Genomic DNA, 18,166 nt, shown 5'->3' with positions numbered 1-18,166 from the left:
GTCTGTGAAACAGAACTCCCTGAATGGATGGTTCAAGAGCGGCGCTCCGGGCGTCTGGATCAGCGGTGGCGCGGTGTCCATCGCGGTCATCATGACCATTGGTTTGCTGGCCGTGATTGCCGTGCGGGGCCTGGGCCACTTCTGGCCGGCCGACCTGATCCAGGCCAACTACAACGTGCCGGGCCAGGAAAACCATATCGTCATCGGCGAAGTGGTGCAGAAAGAAGAAGTGCCGCGCGAGCGCCTGAAAAGCGCGGGCCTGCCGGTGCCCGATGCGGGCCCTGAATTCATGACCCGCGAGCTGATCAAGGTCGGCAACCGCGACCTGAACGGCAACGACTTCACCTGGATCGTCGGCGAATGGTTGAAGGACCAGAGCACGCCGAAGAACCTGATGACCATCGAACGTCGTGAGTGGGGCAACTTCTACGGCACCCTGGTCAACGTCAAGCAGGATGGCAAGGTCATCGCTGAAGGCGAGGCCGCGTGGCCGGAGCTGCAAGCCCGCGTGGACCGCGTGAACAAGCTGGCGGCCCAGCTCAAGACCCTGGAGAAGTCCGACATCGGCGCGATCAACGCCGGCCTCGAGCGCATCCGCCTGCATGGCCGCAAACTGGAACTGGAAGGCAAGCTCGACGCGGCCGCCCAGGCCGACATGGAGGCCGACCGCGCCGAGCTGAACGCGCGTTACCAGGACATCGAAGCGCGCCTGGCCGACCTGCACGCCCAGTTCAACCGCGACGCCTTGACCGCTCGCGATGGCAACGGCAAGGAAATTGAAATCGGCATCGGCAAGGTGGTGCACGCCTACCAGCCGAACGCCATGGGGACCGTGACCAAGATCGGTTTCTATGTCAGCAAGGTGTGGGAATTCCTCAGTGATGACCCTCGGGAAGCCAACACCGAAGGCGGGATCTTCCCGGCGATCTTCGGCACCGTGATGATGACCCTGATCATGGCGATGATCGTGACCCCGTTCGGCGTGCTGGCAGCGGTGTACCTGCGTGAATACGCCAAGCAGAACACCCTGACCCGTATCATCCGCATCGCCGTGAACAACCTGGCGGGTGTACCGGCCATCGTCTACGGCGTGTTCGGCCTGGGTTTCTTCGTGTATGTATTGGGTGGCTCGGTCGACCGTCTGTTCTTCGCCGAAGCGCTGCCGGCACCGACCTTCGGTACACCGGGCCTGCTCTGGGCCTCGCTGACCCTGGCGCTGCTGGCGGTACCGGTGGTGATCGTGGCCACCGAAGAAGGCCTGGCGCGGATTCCGCGTACGGTGCGTGAAGGCTCCCTGGCGCTGGGCGCGACCAAGGCGGAAACGCTGTGGAAGATCGTGCTGCCGATGGCCAGCCCGGCGATGATGACCGGCATGATCCTCGCCGTGGCCCGCGCCGCCGGTGAAGTGGCGCCGCTGATGCTGGTCGGCGTGGTGAAACTCGCCCCGTCGCTGCCGCTGGACGGCAACTACCCGTACCTGCACCTGGACCAGAAGATCATGCACCTGGGGTTCCATATTTATGACGTCGGTTTCCAGAGCCCTAACGTCGAGGCCGCACGGCCGCTGGTATACGCCACCGCCTTGTTGCTGGTGCTGGTGATCGCCACGCTCAACCTGTCGGCAGTGTGGATTCGTAACCACCTGCGTGAGAAGTACAAGGCGCTGGACAGCTGATCTGAATTGAACGCGGACTTATTTGTGGGAGGGGGCTTGCTCCCGATTGCGGTGTGCCAGCCAGCACACATGTTCCTGATGCACCGCTATCGGGGGCAAGCCCCCTCCCACACAACAGCACAGGGAGCATCCCATGCAACACGACACCCATTCCCACGGCATCAACATGTCTGCCCTGGGTCGCGACAAACAGAGCCTGAGCCTGGCCCAGGAAACCGTGGCCATCGAAGTACCGGGCCTGAGCCTGTATTACGGTGACAAGCAGGCGCTGTTCGACGTCAGCATGAACATCCCCAAGCAGCGCGTGACCGCCTTCATCGGCCCGTCGGGCTGCGGCAAGTCCACGCTGCTGCGTACCTTCAACCGCATGAACGACCTGGTGGACGGTTGCCGTGTGGACGGCGCCATCAACCTCTACGGCACCAACATCTACCGCAAGGGCGAAGACGTGGCCGAACTGCGTCGCCGTGTGGGCATGGTGTTCCAGAAGCCTAACCCGTTCCCCAAGACCATCTACGAAAACGTGGTCTACGGCCTGCGCATCCAGGGCATCAACAAGAAGCGCATCCTCGACGAAGCGGTTGAGTGGGCCCTTAAAGGCGCGGCGCTGTGGGACGAGGTCAAGGACCGCCTGCATGAGTCGGCACTCGGCCTGTCCGGCGGCCAGCAGCAGCGTCTGGTGATCGCGCGCACCATCGCCGTGGAGCCGGAAGTGCTGCTGCTCGACGAACCGTGCTCGGCACTCGACCCGATCTCGACGCTGAAAGTCGAAGAACTGATCTACGAGCTCAAGTCCAAGTTCACCATCGTTATCGTGACCCACAACATGCAACAGGCGGCGCGGGTTTCCGACTACACCGCGTTCATGTACATGGGCAAGCTGGTGGAGTTCGGCGATACCGACACCCTGTTCACCAATCCGGCGAAGAAGCAGACCGAAGACTACATCACCGGTCGCTACGGCTAGGAAGCTGTGGTTCTGATTGCACTGACGCTGCGGTTCTCCGCACCTTACCGGACGCTCCAAGGACGCCAACATGATTAGCAAAGAAGGCCTTACCCACCATATCTCCGCGCAGTTCAACGCCGAGCTCGAGGAAGTGCGCAGCCACCTCCTGGCGATGGGCGGGCTGGTGGAGAAGCAAGTCAACGACGCCGTCACTGCGCTGATCGAGGCCGACTCGGGCCTGGCCCAGCAAGTGCGCGAGATCGACGACCAGATCAACCAGATGGAACGCAACATCGACGAAGAATGCCTGCGCATTCTCGCCCGTCGCCAGCCGGCGGCATCCGACCTGCGCCTGATCATCAGCATTTCCAAGTCGGTGATCGACCTCGAGCGGATCGGCGATGAAGCCACCAAGATTGCCCGCCGCGCCATCCAGTTGTGCGAAGAGGGTGAAGCGCCGCGCGGTTATGTGGAAGTGCGTCATATCGGCGACCAGGTGCGCAACATGGTCCGGGATGCCCTGGATGCCTTCGCGCGCTTTGACGCCGAGCTGGCATTGTCGGTAGCGCAGTACGACAAGGTCATCGACCGTGAATACAAGACCGCCCTGCGTGAGCTGGCCACCTACATGATGGAAGACCCGCGCTCTATCTCGCGGGTCTTGAGCATCATCTGGGTGTTGCGCTCCCTGGAGCGGATCGGTGATCACGCGCGCAATATCTCGGAACTGGTGATCTACCTGGTGCGCGGTACCGACGTACGGCACATGGGCCTCAAGCGCATGAAGGCCGAAGTTGAGGGTTCAGCCGATCAAATCCCTAATGTTCCGGGCGAACCTGACGATAAGTAAGGTTGCCCGAGAAATTAACGCCCGGCCTCTGGTCGGGCGTTTTCGTTTGTGGCGCCTGAATTTTTTGCGAATCGGGTAAAAGAAAGTCCGAACGTGACTACAGAGTTTTGGCAAAATGCCATTAGTCAGGCGTTTTGCGTGCCGAAGTTTTTATAGGATGAAGGGTCGATGAGTAAAGTCAGTGTATTGGTGGTGGATGACGCCTCGTTTATCCGCGACCTGGTGAAGAAGTGCCTGCGCAACTACTTCCCCGGGATCAAGCTTGAAGATGCGGTAAACGGCAAGAAGGCCCAGACCATCCTGATGCGCGAGAGCTTCGACCTGGTGCTGTGCGACTGGGAAATGCCGGAGATGTCCGGCCTGGAGTTGTTGACCTGGTGCCGCGAGCAACCGCACCTCAAGGCCATGCCGTTTGTGATGGTGACCAGCCGTGGCGACAAAGAGAACGTGGTCCAGGCGATCCAGGCCGGGGTTTCCGGTTACGTCAGCAAGCCGTTCACCAACGAGCAACTGCTGAACAAGGTCAAGCAAGCCCTGCACAAGGTCGGTCGCCTCGACGCCCTGGTCGCCAGCGCGCCGACCAAGATGAACTCGGCCTTCGGCAATGATTCCCTGAGTGCCCTGACCGGTGGCAAGCCCGAAGCCGTACGTGCAGCCCCCGTTGCGGCGGCTGCCTCTGCGCCAAGCAAAGGCCTGCTTAACAACGCCCCGCCGGTCCAAGCGCCAGGCGCTGCACCCACTGGCGGCCGTGGCCAGGGCCAGTTGCGCCTGTCCAGCGGCACCCAGCAATGCGTGATCAAGGCACTGAGCATCAAGGAAGCGCTGCTGGTGGTGCGTCGCGGTGAAGTCCTGCCTCAGGTACTGGAAAGTGCCGTGCTCGACCTGGAACAGGGCGACAACGCCGAGGTGGCGCGTCTGAACGGCTACCTGCACGCCATCGTCGCCTTCGAACCCAAGCCGGACAGTGACTGGCTGCAACTGACCTTCCGCTTTATCGACCAGGATGCGCAGAAGCTTGACTACATCTCTCGCCTGATTGCGCGCGGTACGGCGCAGAAGCATTTTGTGCCGGGGGCCTGACCTTCAGTCCGAAGGGGCGTGCCCCGGGATTGTCATGATCCCTTGCTAGCTTGCTGTTCATTCACTCCGGCAGGTTCGCGCCATGCTCCTTCGCCTTTTGCTGTCCTGCATATTGGCCTTGGTCGCCAATTCGACCCAGGCCATGACCCTGTACAAATCCACCGATGCCAACGGCATGGTGTTTTTCAGCGATCGGCAAACCCCCGGCGCCCAGGCGTTCGTGATCCAGGAACGTAGGGTCGAGCGCGTACAGCCGCCGATACTCTACAGGCCAAAACCCGTTTACCCGCAACAAGCCTACCGTTACCCCTTGCCCTGGCGTGGCGGCCCGTTCCGCTTGACCCAAGGCCCCAACGGCAGCTTCAGCCACACCGACGCCAAAAGCCGCTACGCCATGGACATCGCCATGCCCGAAGGCACGCCGATCATCGCGGCACGCAGCGGTGTGGTGATGAAAATCGAGAATAGCCAGATCGGACGCGGCAACGATGCGTCAGGCAATTTCGTGCGCGTGCAGCACGATGACGGCACCCAGGGTGTGTACCTGCACCTCAAGCAAGGCTCGGTGAGTGTCAGGCCGGGGCAGCGTGTGGCGGTGGGCAGCGCGCTGGGGTTGTCGGGCAATACCGGCAACAGCAGCGGGCCGCACCTGCACTTTGTGGTGCAACAGAGTACCGCGGCCGGGCTGGTGTCGATTCCTTACGAATTCAACCAGCCGGTCGGGACATTGCCCAATTTTGCATTGGGCAATTGAGGGTCAATCCAGCAGCAGGACCTTGGCCAGCACGATCTTCGGCCCTTTCATCTTCTTGATGATGATCCGCAAGCCTTCAACCTCCAGCACTTCTTCCTCTTCCGGCACCCGTTTGAGGGTGTCGTAGATCAGCCCTGCGAGGGTTTCGGCCTCGATGTGGTCCAGGTCGACGCCCAGCAGGCGTTCCACCTTGAACAGCGGCGTATCGCCCCGTACCAGCAGTTTGCCAGGCTGGTAGGCGAGGATGCCGCGCTCGGCCTTGCGGTGTTCGTCCTGGATATCGCCCACCAGCACTTCCAGCACGTCTTCCATGGTCAGGTAGCCGATGATCTTGCCGTCGGCTTCTTCCACCAGGGCAAAGTGCGCGCCGCCTTTGCGGAACTGCTCCAGCAACTGCGACAACGGCATGTGCCGCGACACACGTTCCAGCGGGCGGGTCAGCTCGGCCAGGTTGAACGATTCGGGGATGTGGTCCAGGGCCGCCAGTTCCAGCAGCAGGTCCTTGATGTGCAAAAGCCCGACAAACTCGTTGCGCACCGCGTCATACACCGGATAGCGGCTGAATTTATGGCGACGGAACAGCGCGAGGATTTCCTTGAGCGGGGCGTTGAAGTCCAGGGTCACCAGGTCTTCACGGGAGTTGGCCCAGTCCACCACTTCCAGCTCGCCCATTTCCACGGCCGAGGCCAGTACACGCATGCCTTGGTCGCTCGGGTCCTGGCCACGGCTGGAGTGCAGGATCAGCTTGAGCTCTTCGCGGCTGTAATGGTGTTCGTGGTGCGGGCCGGGTTCGCCTTGGCCGGCGATGCGCAGGATCGCGTTGGCGCTGGCGTTGAGCAGGTAGATCGCCGGGTACATGGCCCAGTAGAACAGGTACAGCGGCACCGCCGTCCACAGTGACAGCAGTTCGGGCTTGCGAATGGCCCAGGACTTGGGCGCCAGTTCACCGACCACGATGTGCAGGTAGGAAATCACGAAGAACGCGGCAAAGAACGACACGCCCTTGATCACTTCCGGCGATTCGACGCCTGCGGCGCCCAGCAGCGGTTCGAGGATGTGCGCGAACGCCGGCTCACCGACCCAGCCCAGGCCCAGGGAGGCCAGGGTGATACCCAGCTGGCAGGCCGACAGGTAGGCGTCGAGCTGGCTGTGCACGGTACGCAGGATCTGCCCGCGCCAGCCGTTGGTGTGGGCGATGGCCTCGACCCGGGTCGAGCGCAGCTTGACCATGGCAAATTCCGCCGCAACGAAAAAACCGTTGAGCAGTACCAGGATCAGAGCAAAAAGAATCATGCCGAAATCGGCGAAGAGTGTGGCGAGGGTGATACCAGGGGAAGGGTCCATGATTGGGTTTTGCAGGTTCCGTGTGTTCAATGAGGGGTGACAGAAGGGCCTGAAAGGCAGGCGCAAGTCGGCCAATGTAGCGGCTGACGGGGCGCTTGCCTAGTGGGTGCCGCCGGGTGGGGTGTGGAATGCCTTATTCGAAACAGCACAATTCCACTTGTGGGAGGGGGCTTGCTCCCGATAGCAGTGTGTCAGTCAGCATATCTGATACTGATGCACCGCCATCGGGAGCAAGCCCCCTCCCACATTTGGTTTTGTGCTGTGTTTGAGTTATTCGTCATTTCCGACGAGCCGCGAACGGGTCATCTGCCCTGGCGGAAAGTGGCAGGTGAATGTACTGCCATGCCCCAGCACACTGCTGATTTCCAGGCGTGCGCGGTGGCGCAGCAGCACATGCTTGACGATGGCCAGGCCCAGCCCGGTGCCGCCGGTGTTGGAGTTGCGGCTGGAATCGACGCGGTAGAAACGCTCGGTCAGGCGCGGCAGATGCTTGGCGTCGATGCCGATGCCGGAGTCCTGCACGCTCAGGTGTGCGCCTTGCTCGTCGGCCCACCAGCGAATGCGGATAGTGCCCTTGTCCTGGGTGTACTTCACCGCGTTGAACACCAGGTTGGAGAACGCGCTGCGCAATTCGCCCTCGCTGCCTTTGAGCAACACCTGCGGGTCGGCATCCAGGCTGATCTGCTGCCCACGCTCGCCCGACAGGGCCTTGGCGTCATTCTTGATGGTCTGCAACAGGCTCTGGACGGCCACCGGTTGGTTGTCCGACGGATAATCCGTGGCCTCGAGCTTGGCCAGCAACAGCAAGTCGTTGAGCAGGGTCTGCATGCGTGAACCCTGCTGCTGCATCTGTTGCAGGGCACGGCTCCAGCGCGGGTTGATCTCATCGACGTTGTCCAGCAGCGTCTCCAGGTAGCCGCAGATCACCGTCAAGGGCGTGCGCAGTTCGTGGGAGACGTTGGCAACGAAGTCTTTGCGCATCTGCTCCAGCTGATGGATGCGGGTTACGTCGCGCACCAGCATCAGGTGTTCGTTGTTGCCGTAGCGGGTCAGGTACAGCTGGATGCGCACGCGGTCGTTGGTGGGCGAGGGGATTTCCAGGGCTTCTTCGTAGTTGTCCTGCTCGAAGTATTCCTTGAAGCGCGGGTGGCGCACCAGGTTGGTTACCGGCTGGCCGCTGTCCTGGGGCGTCTTGAGGCCCAGCAGGGTCTCGGCGGCGCGGTTCCACCACTCCAGGTTGCCGTCGCTGTCGAGCATGATCACCGCGTCCTTGAGCGCAGCGGTGGACTCCTGCACCCGGTCGATCACGGCTTGCAGGCGCCCGCGTACCCGTTGGTCGCGGCGTTGCAGGTGGTAGATGCTGTCGAACACCTCACCCCACAGGCCGTAGCCATCGGGCGGTGCTTCGTCGGGTTTGTGCTGGCGCAGCCATTCATGCAGGCGCAGCAATTGCTTGAGGGTCCAGCCCAGGTACAGGCCGATACCGATGGCCAGGCTCCAGCCGTAATAGCCGCTGACCAGGCCCACCAACAGGCAGCCGGTGATCAACAGGAGCATGTGGCGGATCAGGGTGCCATGCCAGTTCTGGTTCACTTAAACATGCGTCCTTGTCAGCTGTTAAGGAAGGAAAGTGACTGGCTCAGCCCTTGGTGGAGAACCGGTAGCCGGTGCCGCGCACGGTTTGTACCAGATTCTCGTAGGCATCGCCCAAGGCTTTGCGCAGGCGACGGATATGCACATCGACGGTGCGTTCCTCGACATACACGTTGCCGCCCCACACCTGGTCCAGCAACTGGCCACGGGTATAGGCACGCTCCTGGTGGGTCATGAAGAACTGCAGCAGGCGGTATTCAGTCGGGCCCATCTCGGCCGGCTTGCCGTCGATGGTCACGCGGTGGCTGATCGGGTCCAGCAGCAGGCCACCGACTTCGATAGGCGCTTCGCCATCGGTCGGGCCGGCACGGCGCAGCACGGCTTTCAGGCGCGCCACCAGTTCCCGTGGGGAAAACGGCTTGGTGATGTAGTCATCGGCGCCGACTTCCAGGCCCTGGATCTTGTTGTCCTCTTCGCCCTTGGCGGTGAGCATGATGATCGGGATATCCCCGGTCAGCTCATCGCGCTTGAGGCGGCGGGCCAGTTCGATGCCGGAGGTGCCGGGCAGCATCCAGTCCAGCAGGATCAGGTCCGGCTTGCGGTCGACGATAATGGCATGGGCCTGCTGGGAGTTCTCCGCCTCCAGGCAGTCATAGCCGGCCATTTCCAACGCAACGGCGATCATCTCGCGGATGGGCGCTTCGTCGTCAACAATCAGAATGCTCCTGCCAACCATGCCTAAAATCCTCTTGTCATTTAACTGTCTTGCGCCGCATTAGATAACGGAATTATTGCAGTCGTGTGACAGTAATTTAGTCGCTCGGGCAATTCGGGACACTCTGGACTACGCTTTGGGTCCGAATCCTGACAACCACAAAAGGAAGGTTCCGATGACTCACAGTACTTTTTCCTGGAAGGCCCTGCTGGTCACGGCGGCGTTGACGCTGCCGACACTGGCATTCGCGGCGGAGCCGGCGATGACCCAGAACGGTCTGTTAGTGGATCACAGCGGGAAGACCCTTTACACCTTCGACAAGGACGCCGATGGCAAGTCAGTGTGCAAGGACCAGTGCGCGACCAACTGGCCGCCGCTGAAAGCGGAGTCTACCGACAAATCAATGGGCGATTGGACCGTGATCACCCGTGATGACCAGACCAGTCAATGGGCCTACAAAGGCAAACCTGTCTACACCTACAAGGATGACCACAAGGCCGGCGACAAGAGCGGTGATGGCAAGGGTGGGGCATGGCATGTGATCAAGCCCTGATTTCGCGGCGTTGCTGAAACCATCGGGGGCTTGCCCCCGATGAGGCCCGACCAGGCACTGCAAAAACCTCAGCGAAACGCGTAATCCGCCACAATCCCGACAAAAATCGCCAACCCGGCCCAGTGGTTGTGCAAAAACGCCTTGAAGCATTTCATCCGGTCCCGGTCGCGGGTGTACCAGAACTCCCAGGCAAAGCAGCCTGCCGCCGCCAGCAGGCCCAGGTGGAACCACCCCCCCAGCTCAAACCGTGAGCCGGCCAGCAACAGGCACAGCAGCGCCAGGCCTTGCAGGGTCAGGATGATCACACGGTCGGCATCGCCGAACAGAATGGCGGTGGACTTGACACCGATCTTCAAGTCGTCGTCGCGGTCGGTCATCGCGTAATAGGTGTCGTAGGCCACTGTCCACAGCAGGTTGGCTATATAGAGCAGCCAGGCGGTAGCGGGCAGGTGGCCGGTTTCGGCGGTGAACGCCATCGGCATGCCCCAGGAAAACGCCGCGCCCAACACCACCTGGGGGTAATAGGTGTAGCGCTTCATGAACGGGTAGCTGACCGCCAGTGCCAGGCCGCCCAGCGATAACCAGATGGTGGTGGCGTTGGTCAGCAGCACCAGCAGGAAGCTGATCAGCATCAGTACCGCAAAGAACACCAAGGCCTCTTTCGAACTGATCCTGCCGCTGGCCAGCGGGCGTTGCGCGGTGCGTTTCACGTGGCCATCGACTTTGCGGTCCGCCCAGTCATTGATGACACAACCGGCAGCGCGAGTCAGCGTCACGCCCAGCACAAAAATCACGATGTTGGCCAGGGACGGCGAGCCCTTGCCGGCGATCCCCAACGCCCACAGCGTCGGCCACAGCAGCAGGTAGATGCCGATGGGCTTGTCCATGCGGGTCAACTGAATGAAATCCCAGGCCCTGGGGTGCAGGCGGTTCAAGGATTTGAGCAGACGTTGATACATCAGCAGTTCTCCGGATGGTCATGCAGCGCGTGCCAGAAAGCCGGCAGGAAGACTTCCGCCACCAGCACGCTCAGCGGCCCGCGATCGAAGCGTGAGCGGCGCGCCCACAGCTCGTCGGCCTGGTCCGTGGTGGGCAGCCATTGGCGAGGGTAATGGCACACCTCGATGGCCTGGCGGGTGAACGCGCGGTCGCAAAACAGCAATTCGCCGAGGGAACGGCTGCCCAATTCGTCCATCTGCAAGCCGTCGCCCTGCAGCGCACTGCGCGCCGCCACACTGCGGGCGAACACCCAGGGTTGGCCATGCCCGCGCAAATACACCTCGCGCACCCAACCGATACTGGCCGGTGGCATGTGCAGCGCCGCGCATTCATCATCGCGCAGCGGCTGCCAGCCTTCGAACAGCGGCGTCACGCTGAAGCCATCGTGGGACAGCCACGTCAGCCGGCGGGTCAGCGAGCCTTCGTCGAACAGCCAGTTCAGGGTCAAGGGCGCGGGCGCAGGGCTCAGGAGGCTCTGGGTCAACCATTGGCAAGCATCGGGAAGGGCGATTGAGTGCGGCACGGTGCGTCAGTATTGGCGGCAAAAGAGGCGGCGAGCTTACCATGGCGTCCTGATCTTTTGCCGGGCCGTCCCGGCGCCTTGCGTCGATCAAGCTTGCATCTGTCGGCCCCGATCAGTACAAAACGCCCTGAGCCGCGCGGCAACGCTGGATCCATCGACCGCCGGCCAACCTGCCTGGACCCTGAGGAAGCAAGTAAATGAAGAAGTGGCAATGTGTAGTCTGCGGCCTGATCTATGACGAAAAAGACGGCTGGCCGGATGATGGTATCGCTCCGGGCACCCTGTGGCAGGACGTACCGGAAGACTGGCTGTGCCCGGACTGCGGCGTCGGCAAAATGGATTTCGAAATGATCGAAATCGGCTAATTTTCAGTTTCAGAGACGTACTACAAGGAGAACGGAATGAACACACCTGTCGTGATCATCGGCACAGGATTGGCCGGTTACAACGTGGCCCGGGAGTTTCGCAAGCTCGACAGCGAGACCCCATTGCTGCTGATCACCGCGGATGACGGGCGCTCCTACTCCAAGCCCATGCTCTCCACCGGCTTTGGCAAGAACAAGGAAGCCGATGGCCTGAGCATGGCCGAACCCGGCGCCATGGCCGAGCAACTCAAGGCCGAAGTGCGCACCCACACCCGTGTCAGCGGCATCGACCCCGGCCACAAGCGCCTGTGGATCGGTGAAGAAGCGGTGGCTTATCGTGATCTGGTCCTGGCCTGGGGCGCAGAAACCGTGCGGGTACCGGTCGAAGGCGATGCGGCTGAGCTGGTTTTCCCGATCAATGACCTCGAAGATTACGCCCGCTTTCGCGCCGCCGCGGCCGGCAAGCGCCGCGTGCTGCTGCTCGGCGCCGGCCTGATCGGCTGTGAATTCGCCAACGACCTGATCCTCGGCGGTTATGAAATCGACCTGGTGGCGCCGTGCGAGCAAGTCATGCCGACCCTGCTGCACCCGGCGGCGGCCGCAGCGGTACAGGCCGGCTTGGAAGGGCTGGGCGCGCGTTTCCACCTGGGCCCGGTGCTCAACCGCCTGCAACGCAGCGCTGACGGCCTCGAAGCGCACCTGTCGGACGGTGAAGTGGTGCACTGCGACCTGGTGGTCTCGGCCATCGGCCTGCGCCCGCGTGTCGACCTGGCCGCCGCCGCCGGTCTGCAGACCAACCGTGGGATCATGGTGGACCGCCACCTCAAGACCTCCCACGCCAATATCTACGCCCTGGGCGACTGCGCCGAGGTCGATGGCCTCAACCTGCTGTACGTCATGCCGCTGATGAGCTGCGCCCGTGCCCTGGCCCAGACCCTGGCCGGCAATGCCACGGCCGTCAGCTATGGCCCGATGCCGGTCACCGTGAAAACCCCGGTCTGCCCGCTGGTGGTTTCGCCACCGCCACGGGGCACCGAAGGGGTGTGGAGCGTCGAAGGCCAGGGCGCCGACATCAAGGCCCTGTGCCGCGACGCCAGCGGCCGCCTGCTGGGTTACGCGCTGACCGGCAGCGCCGTGATGGAAAAACTTGCCCTCAACAAAGAACTTCCGCCGTTGCTGGCGTAAATACCGGTCGTTCTGTCGGAATAAGCACGTTTTTCCCCCGAGAAAGGTCGCCGCGAGACTGGCGGAGCGTGCGAGGGCATGCCATCCTCACTCCCGTCTGCCGCAGAGTAGAGCCTGCGGCGCTTTGGGCGCTGCTCCACAGACGAGCAGCACGGACATAACAACAAAAAACCGTCAAAGAGGCTTCACATATGCGTAAACCAGAACTCGCAGCCGCCATCGCTGAAAAAGCGGATCTCACCAAAGAACAGGCCAACCGCGTCCTCAATGCCGTTCTCGAAGAAATCACCGGCGCCCTGCACCGCAAGGACAGCGTCACCCTGGTGGGCTTCGGCACCTTCCTGCAACGCCACCGTGGCGCCCGCACCGGCAAAAACCCGCAAACCGGTGAGCCTGTGAAGATCAAGGCGAGCAACACCGTTGCGTTCAAGCCGGGCAAGTCGCTTAAAGACACCGTTAACGCGTAAGCAGTGCCGTCTCGACAGGGGGCGGGGAGGTAGGAAAATGGGCACGCCGACTGGGTCGGGTGCCCTTTTTTTGTGGACGGATATTGTGTGGTGGGGCAGCCAACCCCTGTTTTTTATCTTTATCTTAACTAATCAAAAAGTGATGGTGGCTGGTGATAGTGACCGGTCTGTTTTTCAGCAGATCGTTAATGATCGAGTGCTGAGCGTCGAATTCTTCCTTTAGCGTACGCTCCCAGACGGGGTCATCTTCTGTTTGCGCGTAGTGATCAATCAGATTAATGATCACCTCAAGGGCGTAGGCAAGGTTCTCCGTGTCGGTTGCGCTGTTAAGTGCAGAATTGAAACCCGCCAACGAATAGGTTTCGTGTGCCTCGGGTTCCTCATAGTTGGCAGCATACTCATCCATTGTGTCCAGCAGGTGTTGAAGTTTGTGCTGATAGGACGAGATGTTGCCTTGAAGAATAGAATCAACAATAGTTTCTTTGCTGTCGCTGATACCCAGTTTTTGCTGAATAACAGCCAGGGTATTTGGCAAGCTGAATAAGCCATTGACACACCAGGCCGATAAAAAAATAGTTTGCTTATCGGACAATTTTTTAAGGCTGTTCTGAATGAAGGCCTGATAGTTGTCTATCTCGTCGACGATATTAAACATCATGATTGTCCTGTAAGTTTTTAATCGAAAATGCCGCCGGAAGCATCCACATGAGGCTGGCAATTTGAACAGGATGCGTTGGTTTGTTTACCACCCCACGACACGCCCCATTTTTCGACTTTTGCACCTTCTGGCAGGTTTCTGATGATAACCCGTTCAGCATGGTTTTCCAGTTTCGCCTGTGTCGGGTCCGCATTACTGCTTCGTACCTTCGTGCCTGACAATATGTTTTCAGGTGGTATACCCATTTCAGCGGCGAGTTTTCTTTGCGCGGGGGAGAGTGTGCCGCCGCTGCCAGCCACGTAATGTGTAGTTTTTCCATTGATCGTGACCTCCGCGATGGCGACGGTTGAATTCCGTTTGGCGAACGGATCTCTCGCCACGTCATGTATTTTTCGAGCCTTGGCACTGAGGGAGCAACTTAATCCCAGCGGGTCGATCCAGCCAATCGGATTGGGCGCGTACTGGTAAAGATTGAGTCCGCCTGCCAGCCCGATAGGGTCCCGGGTGGTAAACCGCCCTACATCAGGGTCGTAAAAGCGGAACGTGTTGTAGTGCAGACCGGTTTCTCTATCGAGGTACTGGCCTTGGTATCTCAGGTTTTGCCCTTCGATGTAATACGGTTCTTGCACTTCTTGGAGGGTATTGCCCCAGACTTTATAAGTGGCCTCCCAGACAGGGCTTCCGTCCGCTTCAGTCAGTTGTAGGGGCGATCCATTAACGTCGTTATGGTAATACCTGATTTTTTGCTGGTGACCGCGCCCATCGACACGTGCCAAAGGCTCGTATCCGCTGGTGGCATACAGGTATAAGCTTTTCTGACTGTTATGTTGCTCCTCGAGTAGTTTTAAACCGTCCCATACGAACGTGGTTTTGTTTGTCTGAAACCCATTGCGCCACTCACATTTTTCCTGACGCCTGCCCAAAGGGTCATACTTCATGCAAATCACGGAGTCCCCAGCAGTACCGTGATTTCGAACTTCAATCAGGCGATGCTCAGCGTCGTATCTGAAGCTCTGGAGACCGCGTTGGCTGCTTCTTTTTTCGATCACCCGGCCAAATCCGTCGTAACGGAAGCGCTTGTCTTGATAAGTGATTAATTTGTTGTGTACGACCAGGCCCGCTCCTTGTTGCGACCCATCCAGCAGATTTGCCGCCGCGTCATAAGCAAATATTTCTGCTTGTCCTTGGATATCGCCCTGGCTGGCAATAATCCGCCCCGTAGCGTCGTAATGCAGAAGCTGGTGGCGCTGTCCCTTGGCGTGTTGATCTCGCTTTACGACCAGGTTGTTTGCGAGGTCGTATTCGAAGTTGCTTTGCTCTGCACTGGGCAACAGCGACGCCTGTTGCGTGTATCTGCGTTGACGAGACCTTAACCTGCCACTGCGGTCATACCCCAAGTAAGTACTGATCTGCCCCTGGGTACGCATGACTTCGCGATGCAAGCGGTCGCGCTCAAAGTCACTGATGATGACGCCGTCTAAGTTGATTTGATGGAGGTGGCCACTGCCGTAGAACAATCGATTTAACCAGCGTCCGTCGGGCAATTGGGTTTGTGTCAGGTTACCCAACTCATCGTAATGATGGCGCAAACTCCCAGCTGGGCTGGCCTCCTCCAGAAGTTGGCCGAGTGCATCATACGAAAAGCCCAGCGCTTGCGAATTGCCTTGGTGATCTGTAAACGTCACTGCGAGCAATTGGTTGAGTACGTCATAAACGTATTCGGTCCGGCCATCGTCGGTAACTTTAGCTGTCAGGCGCCCGATTGCATCCCGCTCCAGCCGGTGAACAATAGGTTTAGCCCTGGTGGGCGGTACAACTGAAAGCCCTGTGCCATAAAGTGCGGGCACAGATTCCACGCTGGCCAAGTTATCCAGCGCATCGTAGGCGTAGTACTTGGCACTGCCGTCGAGATCCTGCTGTTTCTCAAGCCGGTCACCGGCGTCCCAGGTAAACAGATAACGTTCGCCATTTTCATTGGTCAGCGCCTGCAGCCTCCCGAAGGCATCGTAGCCAAACTCGACCGTACGACCGTGGGCATCTGTGCGCTGTGACACCTGCCCGCGACGGTTGCGTCGATAGTGCGTGGTATGGCCGGCAGCGTTGGTGTGGCTGACCAATTGCCCGTTTGCATTGCGCTGAAAATAGTCCATCTGCCCGTCGGGTGATTGGCTGGTTAGCAGCCGTCCTTTGGCATCAACACTGAAATGGGAGCGTTCTCCCAGCGCATCGGTAATCGTCTGCAAAAAGCCACGTTCGTCATAGCTGAACCGTGTCGGGTAGCCCGAGCAGTCAATGTACTCAATGAGCTGGCCGAATTGATTCCAGCGCATTCGTTTGCTTTTGCCCGCGGCATCAATGATTTCTACGATCTGCCCATGAGCGTCATAACGGTACTGCGTGCTATAGCCCAATGGGTCAGTTTCTCGGATGCAGTTTCCGCGTGAGTCGTATTGATACGTCCAACTATTGCCCGCCGCATCAATTTGAAATCGAGGCAGCGCCCAATGCGGCAGCCACACGGTAGAGTCACTGCGTCCCAAGGGGTCGTGTTCGCCAATCAGGTTTCCCGAATCGTCATAGCTGAACGCATATCGCCCCCCTTTCGGATCGGTTGCACTGAGTAACTGACGCTCGTCATTCCACTCAAACAGCCACGTCTGGCCCAAGTTGTCGGTGTAAGAGACAATTTGATGTTGGCTATTCCACAACCGGGTGCTGACACGCTGCAGGCTGTCGGTGATCCGAGTAATGCCCGCTTGCAGGTCATATTCAAATCTGTACTCGTCCCCTTCATCCGTCCAATGCCGGATAACCCTCCACTCCATCTGGTCAATCAACGCCCACTCATAGAAACAACGCAACCCTGTGGGCAACTGGTGTTCGACCATTCGCTGGCTGCTGTCATAAGCGAAACGTCTTTGAGTCTGGCCGGTAGCATCGCTGACGTGCGCCAGATCACCGGCTGCATCGAAGCTATAAAGGGCAAGGGGTTCTCGCCGGTGGTCGGGGTACACGCGGACAATCTGACAGACACGATTACGTTCGCGCGTCAGTTCAATCTGTATCAAGTCAAAGGTATCTCGCAGTCGAACCAGTTGACCTCGCTCGTCATAATCAAGATAAATCCGGTTGTCATTGCGGTCGCCCAATTGACTCAGGCGCAGAAATGCCGAGTCTCCAGGGGCGCTGTCGAACAGGCGGTACAGCCCGTCTTCACTCTCGATCAGCACCTGCCCGTTACGGTGACGTCGAATGCTCAAGCCCTCGCCGGCACTGAACATCGCAGTACCCAGCGGCATAGCCCCCAGATGGATGCGTCGTGCCTGTTCGTCGGTGTAGACCAGGTCTTCGCCGCCATCTGGGTGAGGCAAGATTTCGATGCAGACCTCATACGAAACGCTCCATCCTGCGCCAAACATCCCGTTGCGACGTTTATCCCGGCTGTTGTAAAAGCGTTGCCAAGTGATCGGCAGTATCCCTGGCAGTACGAAATCCATTTCGGTATTACCGCCCAGCACCTTTGCTCCCGTCGCCGCATGTACCGGATTGGGCGAGCCCATCGTTGCATTTGCCGCTGCCCCCATAGCCTGGCTGACCGCATAGGACGTGACTCCGCTAAGCAACATGCAAGGCAGGTCGCTCAGCGTCTTGCCCTTCGCTCCCTTGAGCATCATCAGCACTTCAATCGCCAACCCAACGCCTGGGGTTTTCCCGCTGCGAATCTCCTGTACCACCACCGTACCGCCGCCAATCGTGACATTCGGCGAGATCAGGCCCGAGGACACTACCGTCGCGTCGCACATGCTGCGGTCACCACTGCGCACGGCGGGCTGGCCGTTGATGGTGACTTTGTCGGAACCCTCCGCCAGAAGTTGCGGGGGCATCGGCGGATGACGGGCGCACAGGACCATATCGGTGAGGGCTGGAACGACACCAGGCGCGGGCGTGGCGACGGTCGGCCGCCATAGCTGCGAGAAGAAGCCCTCGGCCATATCCAGGAAGCCAGGCTCGGCTTGTGGCGCGGTGTCGGGTTCCGGCGGCGGGAGTTCAAGCTCCGTGCCTGCGGGCGCCACATGCGAGGGAATGGAGCCTGCCGCACGCGCAGCGGGGATGCTATTGACGAAAGTGTCGGCCGAGCCTACCGCAATCGTGGCTTCCACCACCGGAGGAAACAGCGCGTTGGCGAAACTCTCGCACATTTTACTGAGGCCCTTGTCGGCCCCCGTCTTGCTCATGGCCATGCCGACGACAATGCCGACTACCGCGCCGAGGATGCAGCCACCAATGCCGGCAGTAGCGACCGTCACACCAATCGCCGCCGCCACCGCAGCAGTCGCCAGAGCAGTGATCGCCACGTTGGCCGCCACCTCCAGCACACCGCCAAGAATGTCGGCCATCATGGAGGTGTGGGTCAGCGCATCGCCCATCCGGGCAGCCCATAACGCGTCAGACATAC

General features: G+C 60.0%; 16 protein-coding genes. 9 read left to right on the top strand and 7 right to left on the bottom strand.

Annotated elements, in window-relative coordinates:
* Positions 1-4 precede the first annotated feature (4 nt).
* From pstA to B9N88_RS15490, 5 genes are all read left to right on the top strand, one after another.
* Positions 5-1,675, top strand: a complete 1,671-nt coding sequence (gene pstA, locus B9N88_RS15510) for a phosphate ABC transporter permease PstA (RefSeq protein WP_027608246.1) — start codon at positions 5-7, stop codon at positions 1,673-1,675.
* A gap of 133 nt (positions 1,676-1,808) precedes the next feature.
* Complete coding sequence (gene pstB, locus B9N88_RS15505; protein WP_027608247.1) at positions 1,809-2,642, top strand: phosphate ABC transporter ATP-binding protein PstB; 834 nt, start codon at positions 1,809-1,811, stop codon at positions 2,640-2,642.
* Positions 2,643-2,712: 70 nt separating this feature from the next.
* On the top strand, positions 2,713-3,474 hold the full coding sequence (gene phoU / locus B9N88_RS15500) for a phosphate signaling complex protein PhoU (RefSeq protein ID WP_027608248.1): 762 nt from the start codon (positions 2,713-2,715) through the stop codon (positions 3,472-3,474).
* Positions 3,475-3,642: 168 nt separating this feature from the next.
* Positions 3,643-4,554, top strand: a complete 912-nt coding sequence (locus tag B9N88_RS15495; protein WP_027608249.1) for a response regulator — start codon at positions 3,643-3,645, stop codon at positions 4,552-4,554.
* An 82-nt stretch (positions 4,555-4,636) separates the two neighbouring features.
* Positions 4,637-5,308 carry a peptidoglycan DD-metalloendopeptidase family protein gene (locus tag B9N88_RS15490; protein ID WP_027608250.1) on the top strand — a complete coding sequence of 224 codons (672 nt, stop codon included), beginning with the start codon at positions 4,637-4,639 and terminating at the stop codon, positions 5,306-5,308.
* A gap of 3 nt (positions 5,309-5,311) precedes the next feature.
* Here the strand turns inward: B9N88_RS15490 and B9N88_RS15485 are convergent, their stop codons facing one another.
* The 3 genes from B9N88_RS15485 to phoB form a co-directional block, all read right to left on the bottom strand.
* Positions 5,312-6,652, bottom strand: a complete 1,341-nt coding sequence (locus tag B9N88_RS15485; RefSeq protein ID WP_027608251.1) for a hemolysin family protein — start codon at positions 6,650-6,652, stop codon at positions 5,312-5,314.
* A 270-nt stretch (positions 6,653-6,922) separates the two neighbouring features.
* Positions 6,923-8,209: a phosphate regulon sensor histidine kinase PhoR gene (gene phoR / locus B9N88_RS15480; protein WP_256221416.1), complete on the bottom strand. Its 1,287-nt coding sequence runs from the start codon at positions 8,207-8,209 to the stop codon at positions 6,923-6,925.
* An 82-nt stretch (positions 8,210-8,291) separates the two neighbouring features.
* Positions 8,292-8,981, bottom strand: a complete 690-nt coding sequence (gene phoB, locus B9N88_RS15475; RefSeq protein WP_003176964.1) for a phosphate regulon transcriptional regulator PhoB — start codon at positions 8,979-8,981, stop codon at positions 8,292-8,294.
* Positions 8,982-9,135: 154 nt separating this feature from the next.
* Here phoB and B9N88_RS15470 point away from each other — a divergent pair, with 154 nt between their 5' ends.
* Complete coding sequence (locus tag B9N88_RS15470; RefSeq protein ID WP_027608253.1) at positions 9,136-9,513, top strand: COG4315 family predicted lipoprotein; 378 nt, start codon at positions 9,136-9,138, stop codon at positions 9,511-9,513.
* A 68-nt stretch (positions 9,514-9,581) separates the two neighbouring features.
* Here B9N88_RS15470 and ubiA read toward each other — a convergent pair whose 3' ends face one another.
* Complete coding sequence (gene ubiA, locus B9N88_RS15465) at positions 9,582-10,472, bottom strand: 4-hydroxybenzoate octaprenyltransferase (protein WP_027608254.1); 891 nt, start codon at positions 10,470-10,472, stop codon at positions 9,582-9,584.
* A complete protein-coding gene (locus B9N88_RS15460) occupies positions 10,472-11,035 on the bottom strand; it encodes a chorismate--pyruvate lyase family protein (RefSeq protein ID WP_027608255.1) in 564 nt (187 codons plus the stop codon). The genes ubiA and B9N88_RS15460 overlap by 1 nt, the downstream gene beginning before the upstream one ends.
* 197 nt (positions 11,036-11,232) lie before the next feature.
* Between B9N88_RS15460 and B9N88_RS15455 the strand changes: the two genes are divergently transcribed.
* From B9N88_RS15455 to B9N88_RS15445, 3 genes are all read left to right on the top strand, one after another.
* Complete coding sequence (locus B9N88_RS15455; protein ID WP_003213373.1) at positions 11,233-11,400, top strand: rubredoxin; 168 nt, start codon at positions 11,233-11,235, stop codon at positions 11,398-11,400.
* A 36-nt stretch (positions 11,401-11,436) separates the two neighbouring features.
* Positions 11,437-12,585, top strand: a complete 1,149-nt coding sequence (locus tag B9N88_RS15450) for an NAD(P)/FAD-dependent oxidoreductase (RefSeq protein WP_027608256.1) — start codon at positions 11,437-11,439, stop codon at positions 12,583-12,585.
* Positions 12,586-12,776: 191 nt separating this feature from the next.
* Positions 12,777-13,052 carry an HU family DNA-binding protein gene (locus B9N88_RS15445; protein WP_003176958.1) on the top strand — a complete coding sequence of 92 codons (276 nt, stop codon included), beginning with the start codon at positions 12,777-12,779 and terminating at the stop codon, positions 13,050-13,052.
* Between the two features lie 124 nt (positions 13,053-13,176).
* On the opposite strand, the gene B9N88_RS15440 is transcribed toward B9N88_RS15445, so the two are convergent.
* Entirely contained in the window at positions 13,177-13,710 is a 534-nt protein-coding gene (locus tag B9N88_RS15440) for a hypothetical protein (RefSeq protein ID WP_141156321.1), read from the bottom strand.
* A gap of 17 nt (positions 13,711-13,727) precedes the next feature.
* The gene (locus B9N88_RS15435) at positions 13,728-18,164 is read right to left on the bottom strand and encodes an RHS repeat-associated core domain-containing protein (RefSeq protein WP_081744495.1); all 4,437 of its coding nucleotides are present in this window, start codon (positions 18,162-18,164) and stop codon (positions 13,728-13,730) included.
* Between the last annotated feature and the right edge of the window lie 2 nt (positions 18,165-18,166).

It is taken from the genome of Pseudomonas sp. LAMO17WK12:I1 (assembly GCF_900177315.1).
Lineage (GTDB): Bacteria > Pseudomonadota > Gammaproteobacteria > Pseudomonadales > Pseudomonadaceae > Aquipseudomonas > Aquipseudomonas marginalis.
Note: the sequence above shows the minus strand (reverse complement) of the source record. Positions and strands in the feature narration are given on the sequence as shown.

Excerpts from the sequence above, each read along its gene's own strand:
- pstB (WP_027608247.1), top strand. The coding sequence starts at position 1,809 with ATGCAACACGACACCCATTCCCACGGCATCAACATGTCTGCCCTGGGT.
- phoU (WP_027608248.1), top strand. The coding sequence starts at position 2,713 with ATGATTAGCAAAGAAGGCCTTACCCACCATATCTCCGCGCAGTTCAAC.
- B9N88_RS15495 (WP_027608249.1), top strand. The coding sequence starts at position 3,643 with ATGAGTAAAGTCAGTGTATTGGTGGTGGATGACGCCTCGTTTATCCGC.
- B9N88_RS15490 (WP_027608250.1), top strand. The coding sequence starts at position 4,637 with ATGCTCCTTCGCCTTTTGCTGTCCTGCATATTGGCCTTGGTCGCCAAT.
- B9N88_RS15485 (WP_027608251.1), bottom strand. The coding sequence starts at position 6,652 with ATGGACCCTTCCCCTGGTATCACCCTCGCCACACTCTTCGCCGATTTC.
- phoR (WP_256221416.1), bottom strand. The coding sequence starts at position 8,209 with ATGCTCCTGTTGATCACCGGCTGCCTGTTGGTGGGCCTGGTCAGCGGC.
- phoB (WP_003176964.1), bottom strand. The coding sequence starts at position 8,981 with ATGGTTGGCAGGAGCATTCTGATTGTTGACGACGAAGCGCCCATCCGC.
- B9N88_RS15470 (WP_027608253.1), top strand. The coding sequence starts at position 9,136 with ATGACTCACAGTACTTTTTCCTGGAAGGCCCTGCTGGTCACGGCGGCG.
- ubiA (WP_027608254.1), bottom strand. The coding sequence starts at position 10,472 with ATGTATCAACGTCTGCTCAAATCCTTGAACCGCCTGCACCCCAGGGCC.
- B9N88_RS15455 (WP_003213373.1), top strand. The coding sequence starts at position 11,233 with ATGAAGAAGTGGCAATGTGTAGTCTGCGGCCTGATCTATGACGAAAAA.
- B9N88_RS15450 (WP_027608256.1), top strand. The coding sequence starts at position 11,437 with ATGAACACACCTGTCGTGATCATCGGCACAGGATTGGCCGGTTACAAC.
- B9N88_RS15445 (WP_003176958.1), top strand. The coding sequence starts at position 12,777 with ATGCGTAAACCAGAACTCGCAGCCGCCATCGCTGAAAAAGCGGATCTC.
- B9N88_RS15440 (WP_141156321.1), bottom strand. The coding sequence starts at position 13,710 with ATGATGTTTAATATCGTCGACGAGATAGACAACTATCAGGCCTTCATT.
- B9N88_RS15435 (WP_081744495.1), bottom strand. The coding sequence starts at position 18,164 with ATGTCTGACGCGTTATGGGCTGCCCGGATGGGCGATGCGCTGACCCAC.